A 16,778-nucleotide genomic window follows, 5' to 3' on the forward strand; every position below is an offset into this window, starting at 1 on the left:
CTGTTTAGACGGTCTTTTTTTTTGAGGATAATTTAGGGACACAAAAAAGGGAGTAAAAACATTTACTCCCTCTTATCAATATCTTATGGAATATTACTCCATTTCATTTTCGATAGCCACGTGCAATTTAAATCCACGTAATTCATTTCCTTGAGCAACAATGTTTCCCTCTCCATCAATCAAGAAAGAGTATGGGATACTTCGAATTCCAAATTTCTTAGCTACCTCACTGCCTTCATCAAAACCGTGGTATTTCCATTTCAAACCGTCGTCTTTAATGGCTTTTTTCCATGCTTCTTTGTCTTTATCTAAAGAAACACTAAATACTTCAAAGTGCTTACCGTTTTTGAATTTTGCCTTCTTGTATTTTTGATAAGCTTCAACCACGTTGGGGTTTTCCTTTCTACATGGTCCGCACCAAGAGGCCCAAAAATCAAGAAGGACGTATTTTCCTTTGAGATCATTCAAAGAAATTTCTTTCCCTTTTTGATTTTTCAATACAACGCTGTAAGCTTTCTCATTGTTCTTGGGCATACTCGCCGTGAACAGAAAACTAACAAGGAGTATACTTAGTAATTTCATGTTTTACATTCTTCTGATATCGGCACCAAGGTTATTCAAACGTAAGTCTATGTCTTGGTAACCTCTATCGATTTGTTCAATATTATGGATAACACTTTTACCTTCTGCAGAAAGCGCTGCAATCAATAATGAAACTCCAGCTCTAATATCAGGCGAAGTCATTTGAATACCTTTTAACGAGTGTTTTCTATCCAAACCAATTACTGTAGCTCTGTGTGGATCACACAAAATAATTTGCGCACCCATGTCGATTAATTTATCCACAAAGAACAACCTAGATTCGAACATTTTTTGGTGAATCAAAACTGAACCCATGGCTTGTGTAGCTGTAACCAGAACTATACTCAATAAATCAGGCGTAAACCCAGGCCAAGGTGCATCTGCTATGGTTAAGATAGACCCATCAATAAAGGTATCTACTTGGTAAGATTCCTGACTTGGAATAAACAAATCATCTCCTCTTAATTCCATATCTATACCCAAACGTTGGAAAGTTTGAGGAATGATTCCTAAATTTTCGTAGCTCACATCCTTGATGGTAATCTCAGATTGTGTCATGGCTGCCAACCCAATGAAAGAACCAATTTCTATCATATCAGGAAGAACTCTGTGGAAACATCCACCCAATTCGCTCACCCCTTCTATGGTCAACATATTACTACTAATCCCTGAGATTTTAGCTCCCATTTTATTCAACATCTTACAAAGTTGTTGCAAGTAAGGCTCACAAGCGGCATTGTAAATTGTTGTTTTACCTTCGGCTAAAACAGCGGCCATTAATACGTTGGCCGTACCTGTAACTGAAGCTTCATCTAAATGGATGTAGGTACCCTTTAATTTTTCAGCCGTTACAGAATAAAAGTAAGCTTGCTGATCGAAATTAAATTTCGCACCTAGTTTGGCAAAACCTTCAAAGTGTGTATCTAAACGTCTACGTCCAATTTTATCCCCACCCGGTTTAGGCATAAAACCTTTACCATATCGGGCCAATAAAGGACCAACAATCATGATAGATCCTCTCAAAGACGAGGCTCTATTTTTAAAATCTTCTGTTTGTAAGTAGTCTAAATCTATATCCTTGGCTTGAAAAATAAAGGTCCCCCTTTCCACCTTCTCAATTTTTACCCCCATTGCTTGGAGTAGGTTGATGAGTTTGTTTACATCTATGATGTCGGGCAAATTGGAAATGGTAACTTTTTCAGGTGTCATTAAAACCGCACACAAAACTTGTAATGCTTCATTTTTTGCTCCTTGTGGAACCAGTTCACCTTGAAGTCTTTTACCTCCGTTAATTTCAAATGATGCCATGAATATTTATTTTTTTCTTTTTTTCGGTTTAACTACTTTCTTGCGTTTGTTGGGTTGTATACCGTATTGCTTTAATACTTGGTTGGTCGCAGTAAATACATTGAGATCATCTATTTTCAATTTCCCTTTCGACAATTCTGACAAGTGATCTGCAATTACTTTATCCTCCACGTTTCCTGTATGGAAAACGAGGTAGTGACGTTTCATCAAGTTCGCAATGGTATATTTCAAGAACTCCTTTTCTTCCCCGTCTTCTAATTTAACCGCTTCTTCTATCATTTTTTGAACATAGTTTCCAAAATGACCGAATCTGATTTTATTTTTCGGGTACTTCATTCTCGCTGGCTTCTCAGCCAATGATTCTGGAGTTGGTTTTTCATAAGGAGAATCACAATCCATTTTAAAATCGGACATGATAAAAAGGTGCGTCCACAATTTATGCTTGTAGTCGTCTACATCTCTTAAGTGAGGATTAAGTTGACCCATCACCTCTATGATTGCCTTTGCGGCTTTATTTCTTTCCTCTCTATTCTCGATTTTTACGGCATAGTTAATCATGCGTTGCACGTTACGGCCGTATTCGGGAATCTGCATTTTTCTTCGTTGAGTATTGTACTCAAGACTGTTGTATCCCATACTTTCAAATGTAATAAGTTAAAATGGTTTAGGCGACTGTAAGGTAGGTAAAATTATTGTTAAGTATCAACAATGCAGGGAGGGAAGCGCAGAGTTGTTGACACCAAAAAGTGCGTGGAGTGATCTCCACAAAACAAAAAAAATGGTTAGAAAAATTTTCTAACCAAACATTAAGATACCACCGATAATTGCTAAAGCAATAATTGTGTAAATTGTACCTACTGCTGCTGTTGATTGATCAAAAAAGTTATCAGACATTCTATTTAATTTTGATACAAAAATAATTATTCTAGCCTACTAATGCCAAATGATTTAGAAGTTTTCTTAACCCTGGCCTTTATTTCGGCAAACTAAAAGTCGTGAGTTGCTTTAAATCAATTACATATAAATCCATACTCGACTTTTCATCTTGCAAACGAATGCTACTACAAAAAGCCACTCCGTACTCTGGATAGTATTGAAAATGCGTATCACTGGTAACAGAGTTCACTTCAGGACCTAAGTTTACAGGATCGCTCCATTTATCATCTCCTAAATATTTAGACACATAAATATCGTAATCTCCGTACCCCTCTAAACCATTCGACGAAAAGAACAAATACTTCCCATCAGGAGTTAAGAAAGGAGTAGTTTCGTTTTCTCTAGTATTAATGTTATCTGGTAAAGCAACAGCACGTGTCCACTTTCCTTCTTCTTTTCTAGAAATGTATAAATCCGATCTTTTCTCCATACCATTTCTATCTGAAACGAAAATCATCGTATTTCCAAATTTATCTAGGGTTGCAGAACCTTCAAAGAAAGAGGTATTGATGTTAGCATCGTCTATAATTACGGGTTGCATCCACGCACCGCTTTCGTCCTTTCGAGAGATAGCAATATCAGACCCCTTGGTTGTAAAACTTCTCCCTACCTCAACTGTACTCGTGTTTAAAGTAATGTAAGCTGCTCCTCCATTTCTATTGAAGGCATTAATCGCATCAAAACCTATGCTGTTTAATTGGGCCAAATCATTACTTACACTATCAAATGCTGTTGCGTTTTTATCCCAAGCCACGCTGTAAATATCTTCGTAAAACCTTTGATCATCCGGGTTTACTCCCCCACCCTTTGTATTTACTCTTCTTGAAACAAAATAAAGCGTCTTTCCATCTTTGGACAAGACCGCACCGTAATCGTCAAAACCAGAATTAATGTCTTCGGGTAAAATGTGTTTAATGGCATCGTTTCCAGCAGCTGTTAAACCAGCTTCCTTCGCTCGGGTACATTCGGCCATCCTTTCTTCTATCCTCAAAACACTTACGGCGTAAGAACTCATTTCATCCTTACATTTCTTGTAATATTCAAGGGCCATATCCAACTCATTCATGCGGTGGTAAGCATTCGCTATAATGTAAAACACTTCATCATCTACCTTTGGATCTATTCCCAATGCATCTTTCGCGTAACTCAAGGCATATCCATAGTTTTTGAATTCATTGTGACACTTACTCACCCAAAAAGCTGCCGCTGCATTTGCAGGATCTTTCAATAAGGCTTGACGAAACTTAACGATAGCTGTTCTTGTGTACCCTTCTGCAAAATCTTTTTTACCGTCTTCTACCATAAGTAAAGAAGCCGTTTTTTCTCTTAAAGAGATCTTTGTTGTATCTGCAGGAGCTGCGAACAAATAAGAAGCACTTATAAAAAGTGCACATAGTAGCATGGTAATATTTTTCATTCGTCTTTTCTTTTTTCAGTTACTTTCACTGAATATTTGTTGTTATTCAGATCGACAATATCATGCATAGAAAGCGTAGCACTTACTATGGCGAGTATAGGAGCAATGGAGGCCAGAAACCATAAAACCATATTTAAGGCTATGATTCCAAATTGTTTCAAAGGAGCTTTTCCAAAGTTCGAAAAATCAAACATCACCCCTAAATCAACTGGCACTAATATAAAAATAGAATATATACTTCCAATGGCTACAGCCAAACCTCTGTGATTTCTCACAAAGAAAATACTCTGATCTATGTCCAACCTTCTGCGTTCATTTACGTAGTCGATAAAACTAAAACCATAGTAAAAGAACCCTATAACAAAGGTAAGGTAGAAAATTGGAGAAGCCTTAGGATCGTCCCAACCTATGAATGAAAAAATTAAAATAATCAGGAAGAAAAAATATTCCCACATCACATTTCTGAAGGCTATTTGTATCCCACGTTGTACATCGTGTAGGGTTTGATTGAAGTCAAAAGGATATTTTTTACCCGTTAAAATGGTCTCCACTTTCTGAGAAATCAATGAAATCATGGGCGACAGTAATACCACTACAATGTACTTGGCGAATTTCATTAAGATGAGTCCGACCGTTATAGAAAGCAGTAACTTGAGCACAAACCAAATGGTATCGTTCATGGTTTCACATTCCAAACACCCCAATTGTTCGCTCCAGGTAGACTGCCAAGTTAGGGCTTGATTACCGACAAAATAAATTCCCAGCATCAATAAAGCAGGAATGGGGAAATACCAATACAATTTGTGAGCAATAATAAATCGTACTGCCTTGTAATAATTCTTTATCCCTAAAGCGAAATGTTTAAAAAACTCCATACGTTAAACCCAGAGCTATAAATATAATATTAAAGCCCCTTAATCAAAATGCTATGTGAGATTGATTTCTTATCTTTGCGCTTTCTTTTTAAAACGCCTCTTAGATATTCTAAGGAAGCTAAAAGGTTTGAAAAGAAAGCAATACATAATTGAATCTTAAAAAAAACAGAGATGGATTTAAATGCGCTTACAGCAATTTCACCAATAGATGGTAGATACAGAAGAAAAGTTAATGAATTAGCCCCTTATTTTTCGGAGTTTGGTTTAATCAAATACAGGGTATTGGTTGAAATCGAATATTTGATTGATTTGGTAAATTCTGGAATTGCTCCCTTAGCCGATTTTCCAAAAGACAAGTTTGAAGCCTTAAGAGATGTTTACAGAAACTTCTCGGAAGACAACGCTTTAGAGATTAAAGAAACAGAGAAAACTACCAACCACGATGTTAAGGCGGTTGAGTACTTTGTGAAAGCGAGAATGACAGACTTAGGTTTAGAAAAATACTTAGAGTTTGTTCACTTTGGTTTAACGTCTCAAGATATCAACAACACTTCTATTCCTTTATCTTTAAAAGAAGCTGTAAATGATGTTTACAAGCCAGAATTAGAAGCAATTTTAGCGAAATTGGATACTTTGAGCGAAGAGTGGAAAGATATTTCTATGTTGGCTAAAACGCACGGTCAGCCAGCTTCTCCAACGCGTTTAGGAAAAGAAATTAAGGTTTTCTCTGAGCGTATTAAGGTTCAATTAGCACAATTAAACGCTGTTGATTTTTCTGCAAAATTCGGTGGTGCAACAGGAAACTTAAATGCACACCACGTTGCCTTCCCTACAGGAAACTGGGTAGAATTTGCCAATAACTTTGTAAACAATACTTTGGGATTGTCTAGATCTCAAACAACAACTCAAATTGAGCACTACGATAACTTAGCTGCTTTATTTGATGCTATGAAGCGTATCAACACTATTCTTGTTGACTTGAACAGAGATATGTGGACGTACATTTCTATGGAATACTTCAAGCAAAAATTAAAAGAAGGAGAGATTGGTTCCTCTGCTATGCCACACAAAGTAAATCCTATAGACTTCGAAAACTCTGAAGGAAACTTAGGTATGGCCAATGCTATTTTCGAACACCTTTCTGCAAAACTTCCAATTTCTAGATTACAACGTGACCTTACAGATTCAACTGTATTGAGAAATGTTGGGGTTCCTATCGGACACACATTAATTGGATTTAAATCTACTATGGTAGGATTAGAGAAATTATTGTTAAACCCAGCTGCGTTGGCAGAAGATTTAGAAAACAACTGGGCAGTTGTTGCTGAAGCAATTCAAACAGTCTTAAGAAGAGAAGGTTACGAAAAGCCATACGAAGCATTAAAAGGTTTAACGCGTAAGAATGAGGCTGTAACGAAAGAAACGGTACACAATTTCATTGAAACTTTAAACGTTAGTGACCTTATAAAAGCTGAATTAAAAGAAATTACACCAAGCAATTATACAGGTATACAATTAGTGTAAATAATTGCTGGTTTTTTGTATTTTAAAACCATGAAATTATTTATCTCCCTTATCGTTGTATGTATTTCGACTTTTGGAATCTGTCAAGATTTTGAAATTGGCCAAGCTGTAAAAAACATCGGAGCTATTAAAGAAGTTCAAATTCTTGGTCCGAACGAATACATAGCCACTTCGATTAAACAACGCATAGGGAGAAACAAGATAGTACTTGAACATTTTGTTAACCACAAAAAGGTAAAAGAGATAGAAACTCCTTACCGGGTTAATAAAAGTTTAGGAAAATTTGAAGATTTCATCTTGGTCGATGGTAAGGGCTTTGCCTTTATCAGCGACCAAGTTGGAAAAGCCCGCAACCTTTACATCGAAGACCTAGATTTAGAAGACGGAGAATTTGGCAAAGCTGAATTCATTATGGAAGATCCCCTTCCCCGTAACAGACAACTTCCTTCTGCTTTTCAATTCAAAGTTTCAAACAACAAAAAATTTATAGGAATTATGGTTGATGTTTCTCTAAAAGGAGACTCCATCAACACCTATCAATTTGTGGTTTTAAACAATAAAAAAGAAATAATTAATAGAGGAAGATTCAACCTACGCTCTCCTAAAGCAAGAAATGTAGATTTCAATTTCTGGGTAACCAAAAGTGGTAAGATAGTGGTTTACCATAAAGAAGGTGTACAAGAAAGTACGGGTATTTTTAAAAACAAATTTGTTCTGGTAAGGAGTCATCTCTACAAAGTTGATGGCAAGGAAGTGTATCATCAAGTATTGAACAACGCTAAGGATGAAATTGCTTTTGAAATTGAAGTGGAAGAGGGAAATGATGCCTCTTTATATGTCCATGGGTTTTATCAAAAACAGAGTCACGATCAATACAACACAGACATCAATGGAGCTGTATTTAAGAAATACTCACCCCAATTAGTTTTAGAAATAGAAACCTACAAAGAATTCCCTACAGATATATTACTGATAGGCTTAACTGAAGAAGAGGTGAGCAAACAACGAGAAAATCTTTCTATGTCTGATTATTTGCTAAGAAATTCATTTATAGACACTCTTCATAATTGTATTATTGGCGTAGCCGAGCAGTACTACAAACTTGAAGAAAGCTATCCAGACTCGCGGGGATATTTAAGAACGGAAACGCGTTACTATTTCAATGATATATTGAGCTATAGATTTAATTTGGATGGCAGTTTTGAATGGATGAACAAAGCGCCTAAAATTCAGGTTACAGCAAATGATAAAGGGTATTACTCCAGTTTCTTTTCTTACATGAATGAAGACCAAGATTTAGTGGTAATTTTCAACGATGACTCTGCCAATTATTTAGAAAATGGCGATTATGTTGATCCTTCTAAACAGAAAATTAGTACTCAGCGAAAATCTGCTTATACTACAACAAAATTGACCATAGATAATAGAACGGGTGATAAGGAATTTGAAAAGTTTATCGTAAAGTTTGAAAGAAAGGCACTACTTGTTCCTCGCTTGGGTTATGTTAATGGTGATGGAAGTATACGTGTAGTTCTAATTGAAGGTCAACACACCTACAAATTTGTTTCAGTCTTGAATTAAACCTGCTTTCATTTTACCTTTTTCTTCTTCTGTACATTTAGAAGTTTCATTTTTTTCTTGGCCCGATAAAACACGGTCAATTTTTTCCGAACAGGACGTATAATCTCTGCAACATTTGCACATTAAAAGGTGAAAGCGAATTCTTGTTTTTCTCAAAAAACCAACGCCTTTTGCCAATTGCTCCTCGTGCAATATTTGTATTTCTTCACAATGCTTACTCATCTTCTAAAACCATTTTGTTCCCAAACATTCTCTCAAGGTTGTTTTTGCCCTATGAACGATTACCCAAAGGTTGGACGCTGTAATGTCAAACTCCTTACTTATCTCCTCCCCTTTTTTGTTCTCAAAGTACTTTGCCCGCATAATTCCTTGCCATTGCTCTGGTAATTTGGCCATACAATCTTCCAACAGCATTTGCTCTTCGTCAAAAATCAGAGCTGATTCGCCATCATTTTCGTGCTTTTCTCCGGTTTCCAATAACCAATCTTGCGATCCATCTTCATCAGATCCATAATGTGAAATCGGTTTAGTTTTCCTAGATTGTTGTTGCCTCCAGTGGTCAATAATTTTTCGATTCAATATACTCACCAACCATGTTTTAGGCGAGCTTTTTCCTTGGAAGGTATGGAGGTTTTTAAGGGCAGACACATAAGTATCTTGTAAAAAATCTAAGGCCAAATCTCTGTCTTTTATTTTTGACAATGCAAAGTTCAGCAAGTAGTCACTATATGCATCTACCCACTCTTCTAAAATTGCGGCATTGGATTTTTCCATAAAACGAAGATAGTAGAAAAATCTTTGCGTAGAGAACCCCCTTGGTCATTATGATTACAAGTTCTAAAATGGTCTAGATCTGTTTCTTTTTTGGAATTGTTTAACAATAATTCTAGACAAGCAACGTAATCTTCTTTAAATTTGTGGCATGACAAGATTTGTACTCCTTATTAGCCTTTTTGTTTTGGTAGGAAATACCTATGCTCAAAGAAATGTGAAAGATAAAGCCATAGGTACACCTTACATTGGATTGCAGTATACTGCATCCCTACCTCAAGCCGATTTGGCTAAGCGATTCGGATTTTTCAATCAAATCGGGAGTTTTGCAGGATATAAAACAGCCAAAAACTGGATTTATGGTGTAGATGGAAACTTCTTTTTTGGCGGTGATATCAAAGACAAATCACTACTCTCTAACTTTGTAGATCCTAATGGAAATATAACAGAGGCAGAAGCAGGAAATGCGGGTACTGTTTTGTTATTCATGAGAGGTTTCAATGCCAATGTGAGTGTTGGTAAAATCTTCCCTGTTCTATCTCCCAACCCCAACTCGGGAATTATGGTACAATTCGGTGCGGGTTACTTACTTCATAAATATAGAATAGAGACGAACGATGATTTCATACCGCAATTTGAAAATGACTATAGAAAAGGTTATGACCGTTTAACCATAGGCGTGAATACTTCTCAATTCGTAGGATACAGTTTTATGGCCAATACGGGAGTTTACAATTTCTACGCAGGGTTCTATTTCCAACAAGGTTTTACTAGAAACCAGAGAGATTTGAACTGGGACCAACCAGATGTACCTGTTTCTAAAGACCTCCGTTTTGATCATCAAATAGGTATAAGAGCAGGTTGGTTAATACCCGTATACAAAAGACAACCTAAAGATTTTTACCTAAACTAGATGCTCTTTTATTCCATAGGTATTCGCACATATGCACTTTTGGTAGCCGTGGCGTCCATATTTAACCCTAAGGCGAAATTATGGTTAAATGGACGTAAGAATTGGCGGGATAAATTACCAAAAACAGACAAAGATGTGGTTTGGTTTCATGCTGCTTCATTGGGAGAGTTTGAACAAGGTAGACCTATCATAGAAGACTATAAAAAGGAACACCCAGAAGCTTTTATCTTGTTGACATTTTTTAGTCCGAGCGGCTATGAAATACGCAAGAATTACGAGGGTGCAGACTACATTTGCTACCTTCCTCTCGATACTAAAAAGAATGCAAAAGACTTCCTTGCTCACTTTCAACCCAAGACTGTATTTTTCATAAAATATGAATTTTGGTTACGCTATATATTTGAAGCAAAAAAACAGGGAAGTAAACTCTATGTTATTTCAGCGCTATTTAGAGAAAACCAACGTTTTTTCAAGTGGTATGGAAACAATTTCAGAAAAGCCTTAAATCAATTTGATCAGTTCTTTGTACAAAATCAAAAGAGTGCAACATTGCTGGAAAGTATAGGGATAACAAAATATAAGATCACAGGTGATACCCGTTACGATCGCGTTATGGAAAATGCACGTAAGGTAAAATCCATATCCAAAATAGAAAATTGGTTACAAGGAGAAAAGGCATTGATTATTGGTAGTTCATGGAAGGCGGATGAAGAAATCTTAGCTCCATTTATCAATGAAAACTACGGGGGAAAAGTTATACTAGCTTCTCATGAAGTGGGAGAAGAAAGAACCCATGAAATTTTAAAAACATTTTCATTAAAGTCTCAACGATATACTGAACTTGGTGAGGAAATAAATACCGATACACAGCTATTGGTTATTGACTGTATAGGAATTCTGGCCAACGTTTATCAATATGGAAAAATGGCCTATGTGGGAGGTGGTTTCGGCACAGGACTCCACAATATTCTTGAACCAAGTGCTTTTGGGTTACCTGTAGTATTTGGCCCTATACATAAGAAATTTCCAGAAGCGCAAATACATATAGACCAAGGCATTGCTTTTTCAGTTTCAACAACTGAAGAACTTCAACGTAGTTTTGAGAACATCTCAGAAAATTTAGAGGTATTAAAAAGCTCCTGCCTTTCCTTTATGAAAGAAAGCACAGGAGCCCGAGAAATTATCAAAGGATTTGTTGCCTAATCATCTCTTCTTCCCAATAAAAGAGAAACGTAGTATAGAACAGTAACCACCGCGCCAATTGCTGCTACTACATAGGTCATAGCAGCCCATTTTAATGCATCCTTAGATCTTTCATACTCCGTTTGAGTAGAAATACCGGTTGATTTCAACCAAACCAAGGCTCTTTTCGATGCATCAAATTCTACCGGCAAGGTTACCAAAGCGAAGAGTGCAAAAATTCCATAGGTTATAATGAGTACCCATAAAATTAAATCTAAGGGAAAAGATTGAAACAAGACGGCACCTCCAAAGATGGATGCGAGCATGATAATGTTTAAAATCTTACCGCTTGCATTTTGTAAGGGCACTAATCTCGACCTCAATTCTAAGGGTTTATAAGCTTGCGCGTGCTGAAGAACATGGCCACATTCGTGAGCCGCGACGGCAGCAGCTGCTGCATTTGCACCATAGTACACATCTTTGGAAAGATTGACTGTTTTATTGAGCGGGTTGTAGTGATCACTTAATTGTCCAGGTACACATACAATGTCCACATCATAGATATTATTGTCTTGCAACATCGCCTCGGCAATTTGCTTACCTGTCATACCATGTTGCGAAGGAATTTTGGAATAACGCTGAAATTTAGCTCGGAGCACATTACTTACGACTGCACCGATAATCATAAATACAAAGCCAATCAGCATGGCCGGACCTATAGATACTCCCATTGTTTTTTTATTTAAAAATAGTGAATTGTTTGGTGAATTAGTCGGGTGAGGTAAAGGATTCTTAATGGTTTTTGGGGTGAAATTCTTAAGAAATGTTAAGGGGGAGGTGGAGGTGACTTTATGGGGGAAGTTGAGTAATAATATTATTGATTAGTCGCATGTTTGCCAAGTCTTAAAACTACCTAATAATACTGGGAATAACGACGAAAATCCTTTCCTATTCAACAGTAAATACACCCTAAAAATGATGAAATTCATAGAAATTAAGACAAATCAATTCTTTAAAGATCATTCGATTTCACTACACTACCTATAAACACTATACTTCCAGCCTCTGGCAAACATGCGACTAATCAAAGTATATCTCATCATTATTTTACTTTTAGATATTATAATCTTGATACATGCAAACGTTGAATTTTCTTAATAGTCCGCTGATTACGCACAATTTTAGCAACGAAGAAAAAGAGCATATTTCCACTTATTTCACATTTGAAAAACATCCTAAAAAAGCCACCTTACTTCATGGAGGGAAAATCTGTAAGAACCTCTATTTTGTAAATAAAGGATGTCTACATTTGTACTTTATCGATCAGAATGGAACCCAGCGTACAACCCAGTTTGCTTTGGAAAATTGGTGGTTGACCGATTTCTTAAATTTTCCATTACAGACCACAACAGAATTCTATATAGATACGGTTGAACGATCAGAAGTACTTCGCATTACAACGGATCAGTACAATCAATTACTTTCTGACCATCCACATTTAGAACCGTACTTCAGAAAAACTTTTGAAATTGGATATGGTGCAGCACTACAAAGAATTAAATACATGCAGTCTTACACCAAAGAAGAAATGTACCTTTACTTTGCAGAGGCTTTTCCTCATTTTGTGAATAGGGTTCCTCAATATTTATTAGCCAGTTTTTTAGGGTTAACCCCTGAGTATCTCAGCGAATTGAAAAAGAAAAACATTTCTTAAACTGGCTTAAGATTTAAGGTAATTGTACTCCCTAAATTTGTGAGAAAAAGATTATGAAGACAATACTTATCACCTTAGGGGTAGCAATTTTATTCGGTTCTTGTAAACAAGAAAATACTCCATCTAGTATAGAAACCCAAAGTAAAGTTCTAACGGATGGACTTATAAATACCGAACTACCAACCATAGGATTATTAATCTTTGAGGGAGTTTTGCAAAGCGAGGTTGTAGCTACCTCTGATGTATTTTCAAAGACAAATTTTTCAGGTTCAAAATTATTTAATGTTGTTACCATTTCAGAAACACTTTCACCCATAAAAACTGAAGAAGGTTTACACTTTGTCCCTGACTTCAACTATGATAATTGTCCTGAATTAGATGTATTATTTGTACCTAGTGGTTATGACATGTACGGTCAAGTTAACAACAAAGAAACCATAACATTTATTCAGAGGAAAAACAAAGAGGTTGACCATGTGGTTAGCAATTGTGCAGGTGCACAACTCATAGGAAAATCTGGTATTGCAGACGGACATAAAATCGTTACTTGGATAGGTGGTGGCAAGGATTTGCAAAATGATTACCCCAATCTATTGGTTCAAAATGACAGCCTAGTAAGCTTTGTGGAGGATGGAAGGTTTAGTTCTTCTAATGGTAATTTAGCCAGTTATATTTCTGCATTGAATTTATTAGAGAAAATGACTGACAGTGCACATGTTGAATTTGTTAAAAGTTACTTGTATTTGGATAGGTTGCAGGATTGGGAGAATTGATTGAAAAGCAGAAAAAATTTGTTGATTAGACGCATGTTTGCCAAGTCCTGAACGCCTTACCAATGCTGACTTTTATCTACCTCTAAGAGTTGATTGATACATGAATCTCAGCTTTATATTACAAAATATCGACTTAAGATCAGACTTCTTCTACGTACAAAACCTTTCAAACATCAGTATTCACAGGATGATTAGGCATTGGCAAACATGCGACTAATCAATATTTAATAGCATTAAAACAACATCCAAACAGCGATAGAAATGGCAGCGCCGCACACCGAGACTTTAGTATATATAAGCAAAAAAGACACGACCATAAGGAAGTGCCTTTCTTGCTTTAAATATTACTTAAGTCTTGGCGTGGGGACTACAATGGATAGCGCGCCCGTTTGCCCAATTAATCTCTGTTTAAAATTCTTAATAAAGACATGAAAAGGTTGATGAACAAAATGTACAGCTGCAACCCTCCAATCAAGGCCAGTTTTCTTTTATCTACTGCTCCTATGGAGGTATCTTCTGCAATGGCCTTAAAGTTTTGCATGTAATAAGCTGTTAAACCTGTAAAAACAAAAACTCCAACAATAGAAATAATCCAATCCATAGTTTCACTTCCCATCCAAAAGTTAACTATACTCGCTATAAATATTCCTATGAAAGCCATGTATAACAAACTTCCCATTTTTGTTAGGTCAGTTTTCGTAGTATAACCTAATACTGCCATTGCTGCAAAAGCTCCTGCACTAATAAAGAATGTACTTGCTATTTGCCCTATTGAATACAGTAAGAAAATAGTAGATAAACTCATTCCTATCAGCACTGCATAGGCTATAAAAGACACCAACAATACAGGCATAGACAATCTATTGTACGCCATTTGAACCAACAAGGCTAACCCTACTGGAGCAAAAACAACAATGTAGAAGAATGTGCTAATAGCACCTGTTTCTTGGTTAAGAAACCATTCAAAAACATTTCCAGATGCTGCCATCCAATAAGAAATTGCTCCGGAAAGAACCAAAGCTAGTACCATGTAAGAATAAACGCTTCTAAAGAACTCTTTAGATTGCGCTTTACTTAAGGATTGATTTGACTCGGTGAAGTCAAGTATTTCGTTACTCATAATTTGTGATTAATGTAATTTAGCTTGCACCAAATTAATAAATTCTTTTCTAGTTGAATCGTTGCTTAAAAAAAGTCCGGTAAAAGCAGAAGATGTAGTAGAAGAATTTTGTTTTTGCACTCCACGCATCTGCATACACATGTGGTTACATTCTAATACCACGGCAACACCTTTCGGGTTCAAAGTTTTCTCGATACAATCTCTAATCTCTATGGTCAAACGTTCTTGAACTTGTAATCTTCTTGCAAAGGCATCTACTACACGAGGCAGTTTAGAAAGTCCGACAATTTTACCATCAGGAATGTACGCGATATGCGCTTTTCCAAAGAAAGGTAACATGTGGTGCTCACACATAGAATATACTTCTATATCCTTAACGATAACCATTTCAGAATACTCTTCATTGAAAAGTGCTCCTTTAAGGATTTCTTCTGGATCTTCGTCGTACCCCTTGGTTAAATATTGTAATGCTTTTGCTACGCGTTCTGGTGTTTTAAGGAGTCCTTCCCTGTTTGGATCTTCTCCAATTTCACCCAATACCTCTTTGTATACTGCGCTTAATTTTTCGGTTACTTTATCGTCGTATATGAGTTTTTCTTGCACTTTCGAGTATTAAAATGTTAGTTGTTTGATGAACAAACTTAGAATTAAAATGGTTCGTTACCACCAAAATATTCTACAAAGTTATTTTCTGTCTCCACCAACTTAATTTTAGCTAACTCACCGCCAGCCCTTTGGATAGAATCTTTGATTTGCTCCCAAATTTCTATCACCAAGTTTTCTGTAGAAGCTAATTTCCCTTTCATGAAAGGAACATCCAGGTTCAAATTTCTATGATCGAGTTGTTCTACCACTTCTTCCTTTACAATTTTACTCAAATCTTTAAGATCAATTACGAATCCTGTATCTGGGTTTGGTTTTCCTTTTACGGTAACGTAAATCACAAAATTGTGTCCGTGCCAATTTTTGTTGGAACACTTTCCAAAAACGGCTTCATTTTTTTCGTCGCTCCACTCTTCTCTCCACAATTTGTGTGCGGCGTTAAAATGCTCTCTACGTGTAATGTATACTGTTTTCAAAGCTCTTTATTTAAAGAAAATGCAAAGATAGGGTTAATGTGGGAGATTTTGGGGGTTGGGGGGAGGGAGATTTTGGTAGAAAGAGCTATAAAATTGTTGATTAGTCGCATGTTTGCCATGAAACTTTATTTGAACTCAATTTATTTTTTTCGTAACTTCTTGACAACCTAATCTAAAATGTCATGAATATCAACCAATTCATTCGCCTTTATGGCTCCGAAAAAAAGTGCATTTCATTTATCAAAACTCACCGAGAAGCTTGCGGAATTAGCTGTCCAAAATGTAATTCGAACGTCACTAATTGGAAAGAAAAACACCTCTACTGGCGTTGTAAATGTGGTAAGAAAATCAGCTTGAAAAGTGGGACCTTACTGGAATCTACAAAATTAAAATACGCAGTTTGGTTCAAGGCAATTTTCTTAATGACCCACGTTAAAAAATCTTACTCTACGCTAGAACTAGCAAGACTCCTAGGAATTAAACGATATAGAACTGTATGGTATTTATGTATGAAGATTAGAACAGCTATGGGACAAGAATTACTCGCTAGAGAGTACTTTCAGTTTCTATATATTCTTTCCAAGGAAAATAAGTCTGAATACAACATCAACTCTTTGCGGCATAATTCAATCAGCGCCATCTTAAAAAAAGCAGAAAAAGGTCGAGATGAAATAAATTTAATTGCACCTCAAATTTTACATGAGAGAGTACATGCTAGAGAAGTGCAATTAGCACGAAAAAAGTACAGATGTTTGAAAATTTTAGGCGCTCATGAAAAAATAGAACTCAAACCTGCCTACACACCTACAAAACCAGGTATTCAGTTGTGGATGAAAAAGCTATTACGTAACTCCAATAAACTGCTCAATGGAATCCATCATGGCGTTAGTTTCCTGCACCTACAGAAGTATATGTTCGAATTTTCGTTTAATTACAACTATCGTTATAAGGACAAATTCAATCCCATTATTCAACAATTATTAACTTAGGATTTGGCAAACAT

Annotated in this window: 17 protein-coding genes; 7 read left to right on the forward strand and 10 right to left on the reverse strand. The window is 36.3% G+C overall.

What is annotated here, in order from left to right; genetic code table 11:
- Window positions 1-93: 93 nt before the first annotated feature.
- The 5 genes from BM327_RS14540 to BM327_RS14560 form a co-directional block, all read right to left on the reverse strand.
- Window positions 94-582 (reverse strand): TlpA family protein disulfide reductase, encoded by a 489-nt coding sequence (locus tag BM327_RS14540; RefSeq protein WP_090252439.1) that lies wholly within the window; start codon window positions 580-582, stop codon window positions 94-96.
- A gap of 3 nt (window positions 583-585) precedes the next feature.
- Window positions 586-1,890: a UDP-N-acetylglucosamine 1-carboxyvinyltransferase gene (murA, locus tag BM327_RS14545; protein WP_090252442.1), complete on the reverse strand. Its 1,305-nt coding sequence runs from the start codon at window positions 1,888-1,890 to the stop codon at window positions 586-588.
- Between the two features lie 6 nt (window positions 1,891-1,896).
- Window positions 1,897-2,526 carry a DUF4290 domain-containing protein gene (locus tag BM327_RS14550; RefSeq protein WP_090252447.1) on the reverse strand — a complete coding sequence of 210 codons (630 nt, stop codon included), beginning with the start codon at window positions 2,524-2,526 and terminating at the stop codon, window positions 1,897-1,899.
- 337 nt (window positions 2,527-2,863) lie between these two features.
- Window positions 2,864-4,243: a PD40 domain-containing protein gene (locus BM327_RS14555; RefSeq protein ID WP_090252451.1), complete on the reverse strand. Its 1,380-nt coding sequence runs from the start codon at window positions 4,241-4,243 to the stop codon at window positions 2,864-2,866.
- Window positions 4,240-5,118 carry an EI24 domain-containing protein gene (locus tag BM327_RS14560; RefSeq protein ID WP_090252454.1) on the reverse strand — a complete coding sequence of 293 codons (879 nt, stop codon included), beginning with the start codon at window positions 5,116-5,118 and terminating at the stop codon, window positions 4,240-4,242. The genes BM327_RS14555 and BM327_RS14560 overlap by 4 nt, the downstream gene beginning before the upstream one ends.
- A gap of 171 nt (window positions 5,119-5,289) precedes the next feature.
- On the opposite strand from BM327_RS14560, the gene purB reads away from it, so the two are divergent.
- Both purB and BM327_RS14570 read left to right on the forward strand, forming a co-directional pair.
- Entirely contained in the window at window positions 5,290-6,642 is a 1,353-nt protein-coding gene (gene purB / locus BM327_RS14565; protein WP_090252461.1) for an adenylosuccinate lyase, read from the forward strand.
- 30 nt (window positions 6,643-6,672) lie between these two features.
- Window positions 6,673-8,223 (forward strand): hypothetical protein, encoded by a 1,551-nt coding sequence (locus BM327_RS14570; protein WP_090252466.1) that lies wholly within the window; start codon window positions 6,673-6,675, stop codon window positions 8,221-8,223.
- A 225-nt stretch (window positions 8,224-8,448) separates the two neighbouring features.
- Here BM327_RS14570 and BM327_RS14580 read toward each other — a convergent pair whose 3' ends face one another.
- Window positions 8,449-8,997 carry an RNA polymerase sigma factor gene (locus BM327_RS14580; RefSeq protein WP_090252476.1) on the reverse strand — a complete coding sequence of 183 codons (549 nt, stop codon included), beginning with the start codon at window positions 8,995-8,997 and terminating at the stop codon, window positions 8,449-8,451.
- 148 nt (window positions 8,998-9,145) lie between these two features.
- Between BM327_RS14580 and BM327_RS14585 the strand changes: the two genes are divergently transcribed.
- Together BM327_RS14585 and BM327_RS14590 are read left to right on the forward strand one after the other, a co-directional pair.
- On the forward strand, window positions 9,146-9,907 hold the full coding sequence (locus BM327_RS14585) for a hypothetical protein (protein ID WP_090252481.1): 762 nt from the start codon (window positions 9,146-9,148) through the stop codon (window positions 9,905-9,907).
- Window positions 9,908-11,110 carry a 3-deoxy-D-manno-octulosonic acid transferase gene (locus tag BM327_RS14590; protein WP_090252485.1) on the forward strand — a complete coding sequence of 401 codons (1,203 nt, stop codon included), beginning with the start codon at window positions 9,908-9,910 and terminating at the stop codon, window positions 11,108-11,110. It abuts the gene before it with no gap.
- On the opposite strand, the gene BM327_RS14595 is transcribed toward BM327_RS14590, so the two are convergent.
- Window positions 11,107-11,820 carry a zinc metallopeptidase gene (locus BM327_RS14595; protein WP_090252489.1) on the reverse strand — a complete coding sequence of 238 codons (714 nt, stop codon included), beginning with the start codon at window positions 11,818-11,820 and terminating at the stop codon, window positions 11,107-11,109. The two genes, BM327_RS14590 and BM327_RS14595, sit on opposite strands and share 4 nt — an antisense overlap.
- Before the next feature lie 404 nt (window positions 11,821-12,224).
- On the opposite strand from BM327_RS14595, the gene BM327_RS14600 reads away from it, so the two are divergent.
- A complete protein-coding gene (locus BM327_RS14600; protein WP_090252493.1) occupies window positions 12,225-12,803 on the forward strand; it encodes a Crp/Fnr family transcriptional regulator in 579 nt (192 codons plus the stop codon).
- A gap of 53 nt (window positions 12,804-12,856) precedes the next feature.
- The gene (locus BM327_RS14605) at window positions 12,857-13,576 is read left to right on the forward strand and encodes a DJ-1/PfpI family protein (protein ID WP_090252499.1); all 720 of its coding nucleotides are present in this window, start codon (window positions 12,857-12,859) and stop codon (window positions 13,574-13,576) included.
- Between the two features lie 397 nt (window positions 13,577-13,973).
- Here BM327_RS14605 and BM327_RS14610 read toward each other — a convergent pair whose 3' ends face one another.
- The 3 genes from BM327_RS14610 to BM327_RS14620 are packed head-to-tail and all read right to left on the reverse strand — an operon-like array spanning window position 13,974 to window position 15,775.
- Window positions 13,974-14,696 carry a Bax inhibitor-1/YccA family protein gene (locus tag BM327_RS14610; protein ID WP_090252504.1) on the reverse strand — a complete coding sequence of 241 codons (723 nt, stop codon included), beginning with the start codon at window positions 14,694-14,696 and terminating at the stop codon, window positions 13,974-13,976.
- Between the two features lie 9 nt (window positions 14,697-14,705).
- The gene (gene folE, locus BM327_RS14615; protein ID WP_090252510.1) at window positions 14,706-15,299 is read right to left on the reverse strand and encodes a GTP cyclohydrolase I FolE; all 594 of its coding nucleotides are present in this window, start codon (window positions 15,297-15,299) and stop codon (window positions 14,706-14,708) included.
- 44 nt (window positions 15,300-15,343) lie between these two features.
- Window positions 15,344-15,775 carry a 6-pyruvoyl trahydropterin synthase family protein gene (locus tag BM327_RS14620; protein WP_090252513.1) on the reverse strand — a complete coding sequence of 144 codons (432 nt, stop codon included), beginning with the start codon at window positions 15,773-15,775 and terminating at the stop codon, window positions 15,344-15,346.
- Window positions 15,776-15,957: 182 nt separating this feature from the next.
- Between BM327_RS14620 and BM327_RS14625 the strand changes: the two genes are divergently transcribed.
- The gene (locus tag BM327_RS14625) at window positions 15,958-16,764 is read left to right on the forward strand and encodes a hypothetical protein (RefSeq protein WP_090252518.1); all 807 of its coding nucleotides are present in this window, start codon (window positions 15,958-15,960) and stop codon (window positions 16,762-16,764) included.
- Window positions 16,765-16,778 lie beyond the last annotated feature (14 nt).

Source organism: Lishizhenia tianjinensis, assembly GCF_900116425.1.
Taxonomy (GTDB): Bacteria; Bacteroidota; Bacteroidia; order Flavobacteriales_D; family Crocinitomicaceae; genus Lishizhenia; species Lishizhenia tianjinensis.

What these genes read in the sequence shown, in the direction of transcription:
- BM327_RS14540 (WP_090252439.1), bottom strand. Translation starts at nt 582, where the DNA reads ATGAAATTACTAAGTATACTCCTTGTTAGTTTTCTGTTCACGGCGAGT.
- murA (WP_090252442.1), bottom strand. Translation starts at nt 1,890, where the DNA reads ATGGCATCATTTGAAATTAACGGAGGTAAAAGACTTCAAGGTGAACTG.
- BM327_RS14550 (WP_090252447.1), bottom strand. Translation starts at nt 2,526, where the DNA reads ATGGGATACAACAGTCTTGAGTACAATACTCAACGAAGAAAAATGCAG.
- BM327_RS14555 (WP_090252451.1), bottom strand. Translation starts at nt 4,243, where the DNA reads ATGAAAAATATTACCATGCTACTATGTGCACTTTTTATAAGTGCTTCT.
- BM327_RS14560 (WP_090252454.1), bottom strand. Translation starts at nt 5,118, where the DNA reads ATGGAGTTTTTTAAACATTTCGCTTTAGGGATAAAGAATTATTACAAG.
- purB (WP_090252461.1), top strand. Translation starts at nt 5,290, where the DNA reads ATGGATTTAAATGCGCTTACAGCAATTTCACCAATAGATGGTAGATAC.
- BM327_RS14570 (WP_090252466.1), top strand. Translation starts at nt 6,673, where the DNA reads ATGAAATTATTTATCTCCCTTATCGTTGTATGTATTTCGACTTTTGGA.
- BM327_RS14580 (WP_090252476.1), bottom strand. Translation starts at nt 8,997, where the DNA reads ATGGAAAAATCCAATGCCGCAATTTTAGAAGAGTGGGTAGATGCATAT.
- BM327_RS14585 (WP_090252481.1), top strand. Translation starts at nt 9,146, where the DNA reads ATGACAAGATTTGTACTCCTTATTAGCCTTTTTGTTTTGGTAGGAAAT.
- BM327_RS14590 (WP_090252485.1), top strand. Translation starts at nt 9,908, where the DNA reads ATGCTCTTTTATTCCATAGGTATTCGCACATATGCACTTTTGGTAGCC.
- BM327_RS14595 (WP_090252489.1), bottom strand. Translation starts at nt 11,820, where the DNA reads ATGGGAGTATCTATAGGTCCGGCCATGCTGATTGGCTTTGTATTTATG.
- BM327_RS14600 (WP_090252493.1), top strand. Translation starts at nt 12,225, where the DNA reads ATGCAAACGTTGAATTTTCTTAATAGTCCGCTGATTACGCACAATTTT.
- BM327_RS14605 (WP_090252499.1), top strand. Translation starts at nt 12,857, where the DNA reads ATGAAGACAATACTTATCACCTTAGGGGTAGCAATTTTATTCGGTTCT.
- BM327_RS14610 (WP_090252504.1), bottom strand. Translation starts at nt 14,696, where the DNA reads ATGAGTAACGAAATACTTGACTTCACCGAGTCAAATCAATCCTTAAGT.
- BM327_RS14625 (WP_090252518.1), top strand. Translation starts at nt 15,958, where the DNA reads ATGAATATCAACCAATTCATTCGCCTTTATGGCTCCGAAAAAAAGTGC.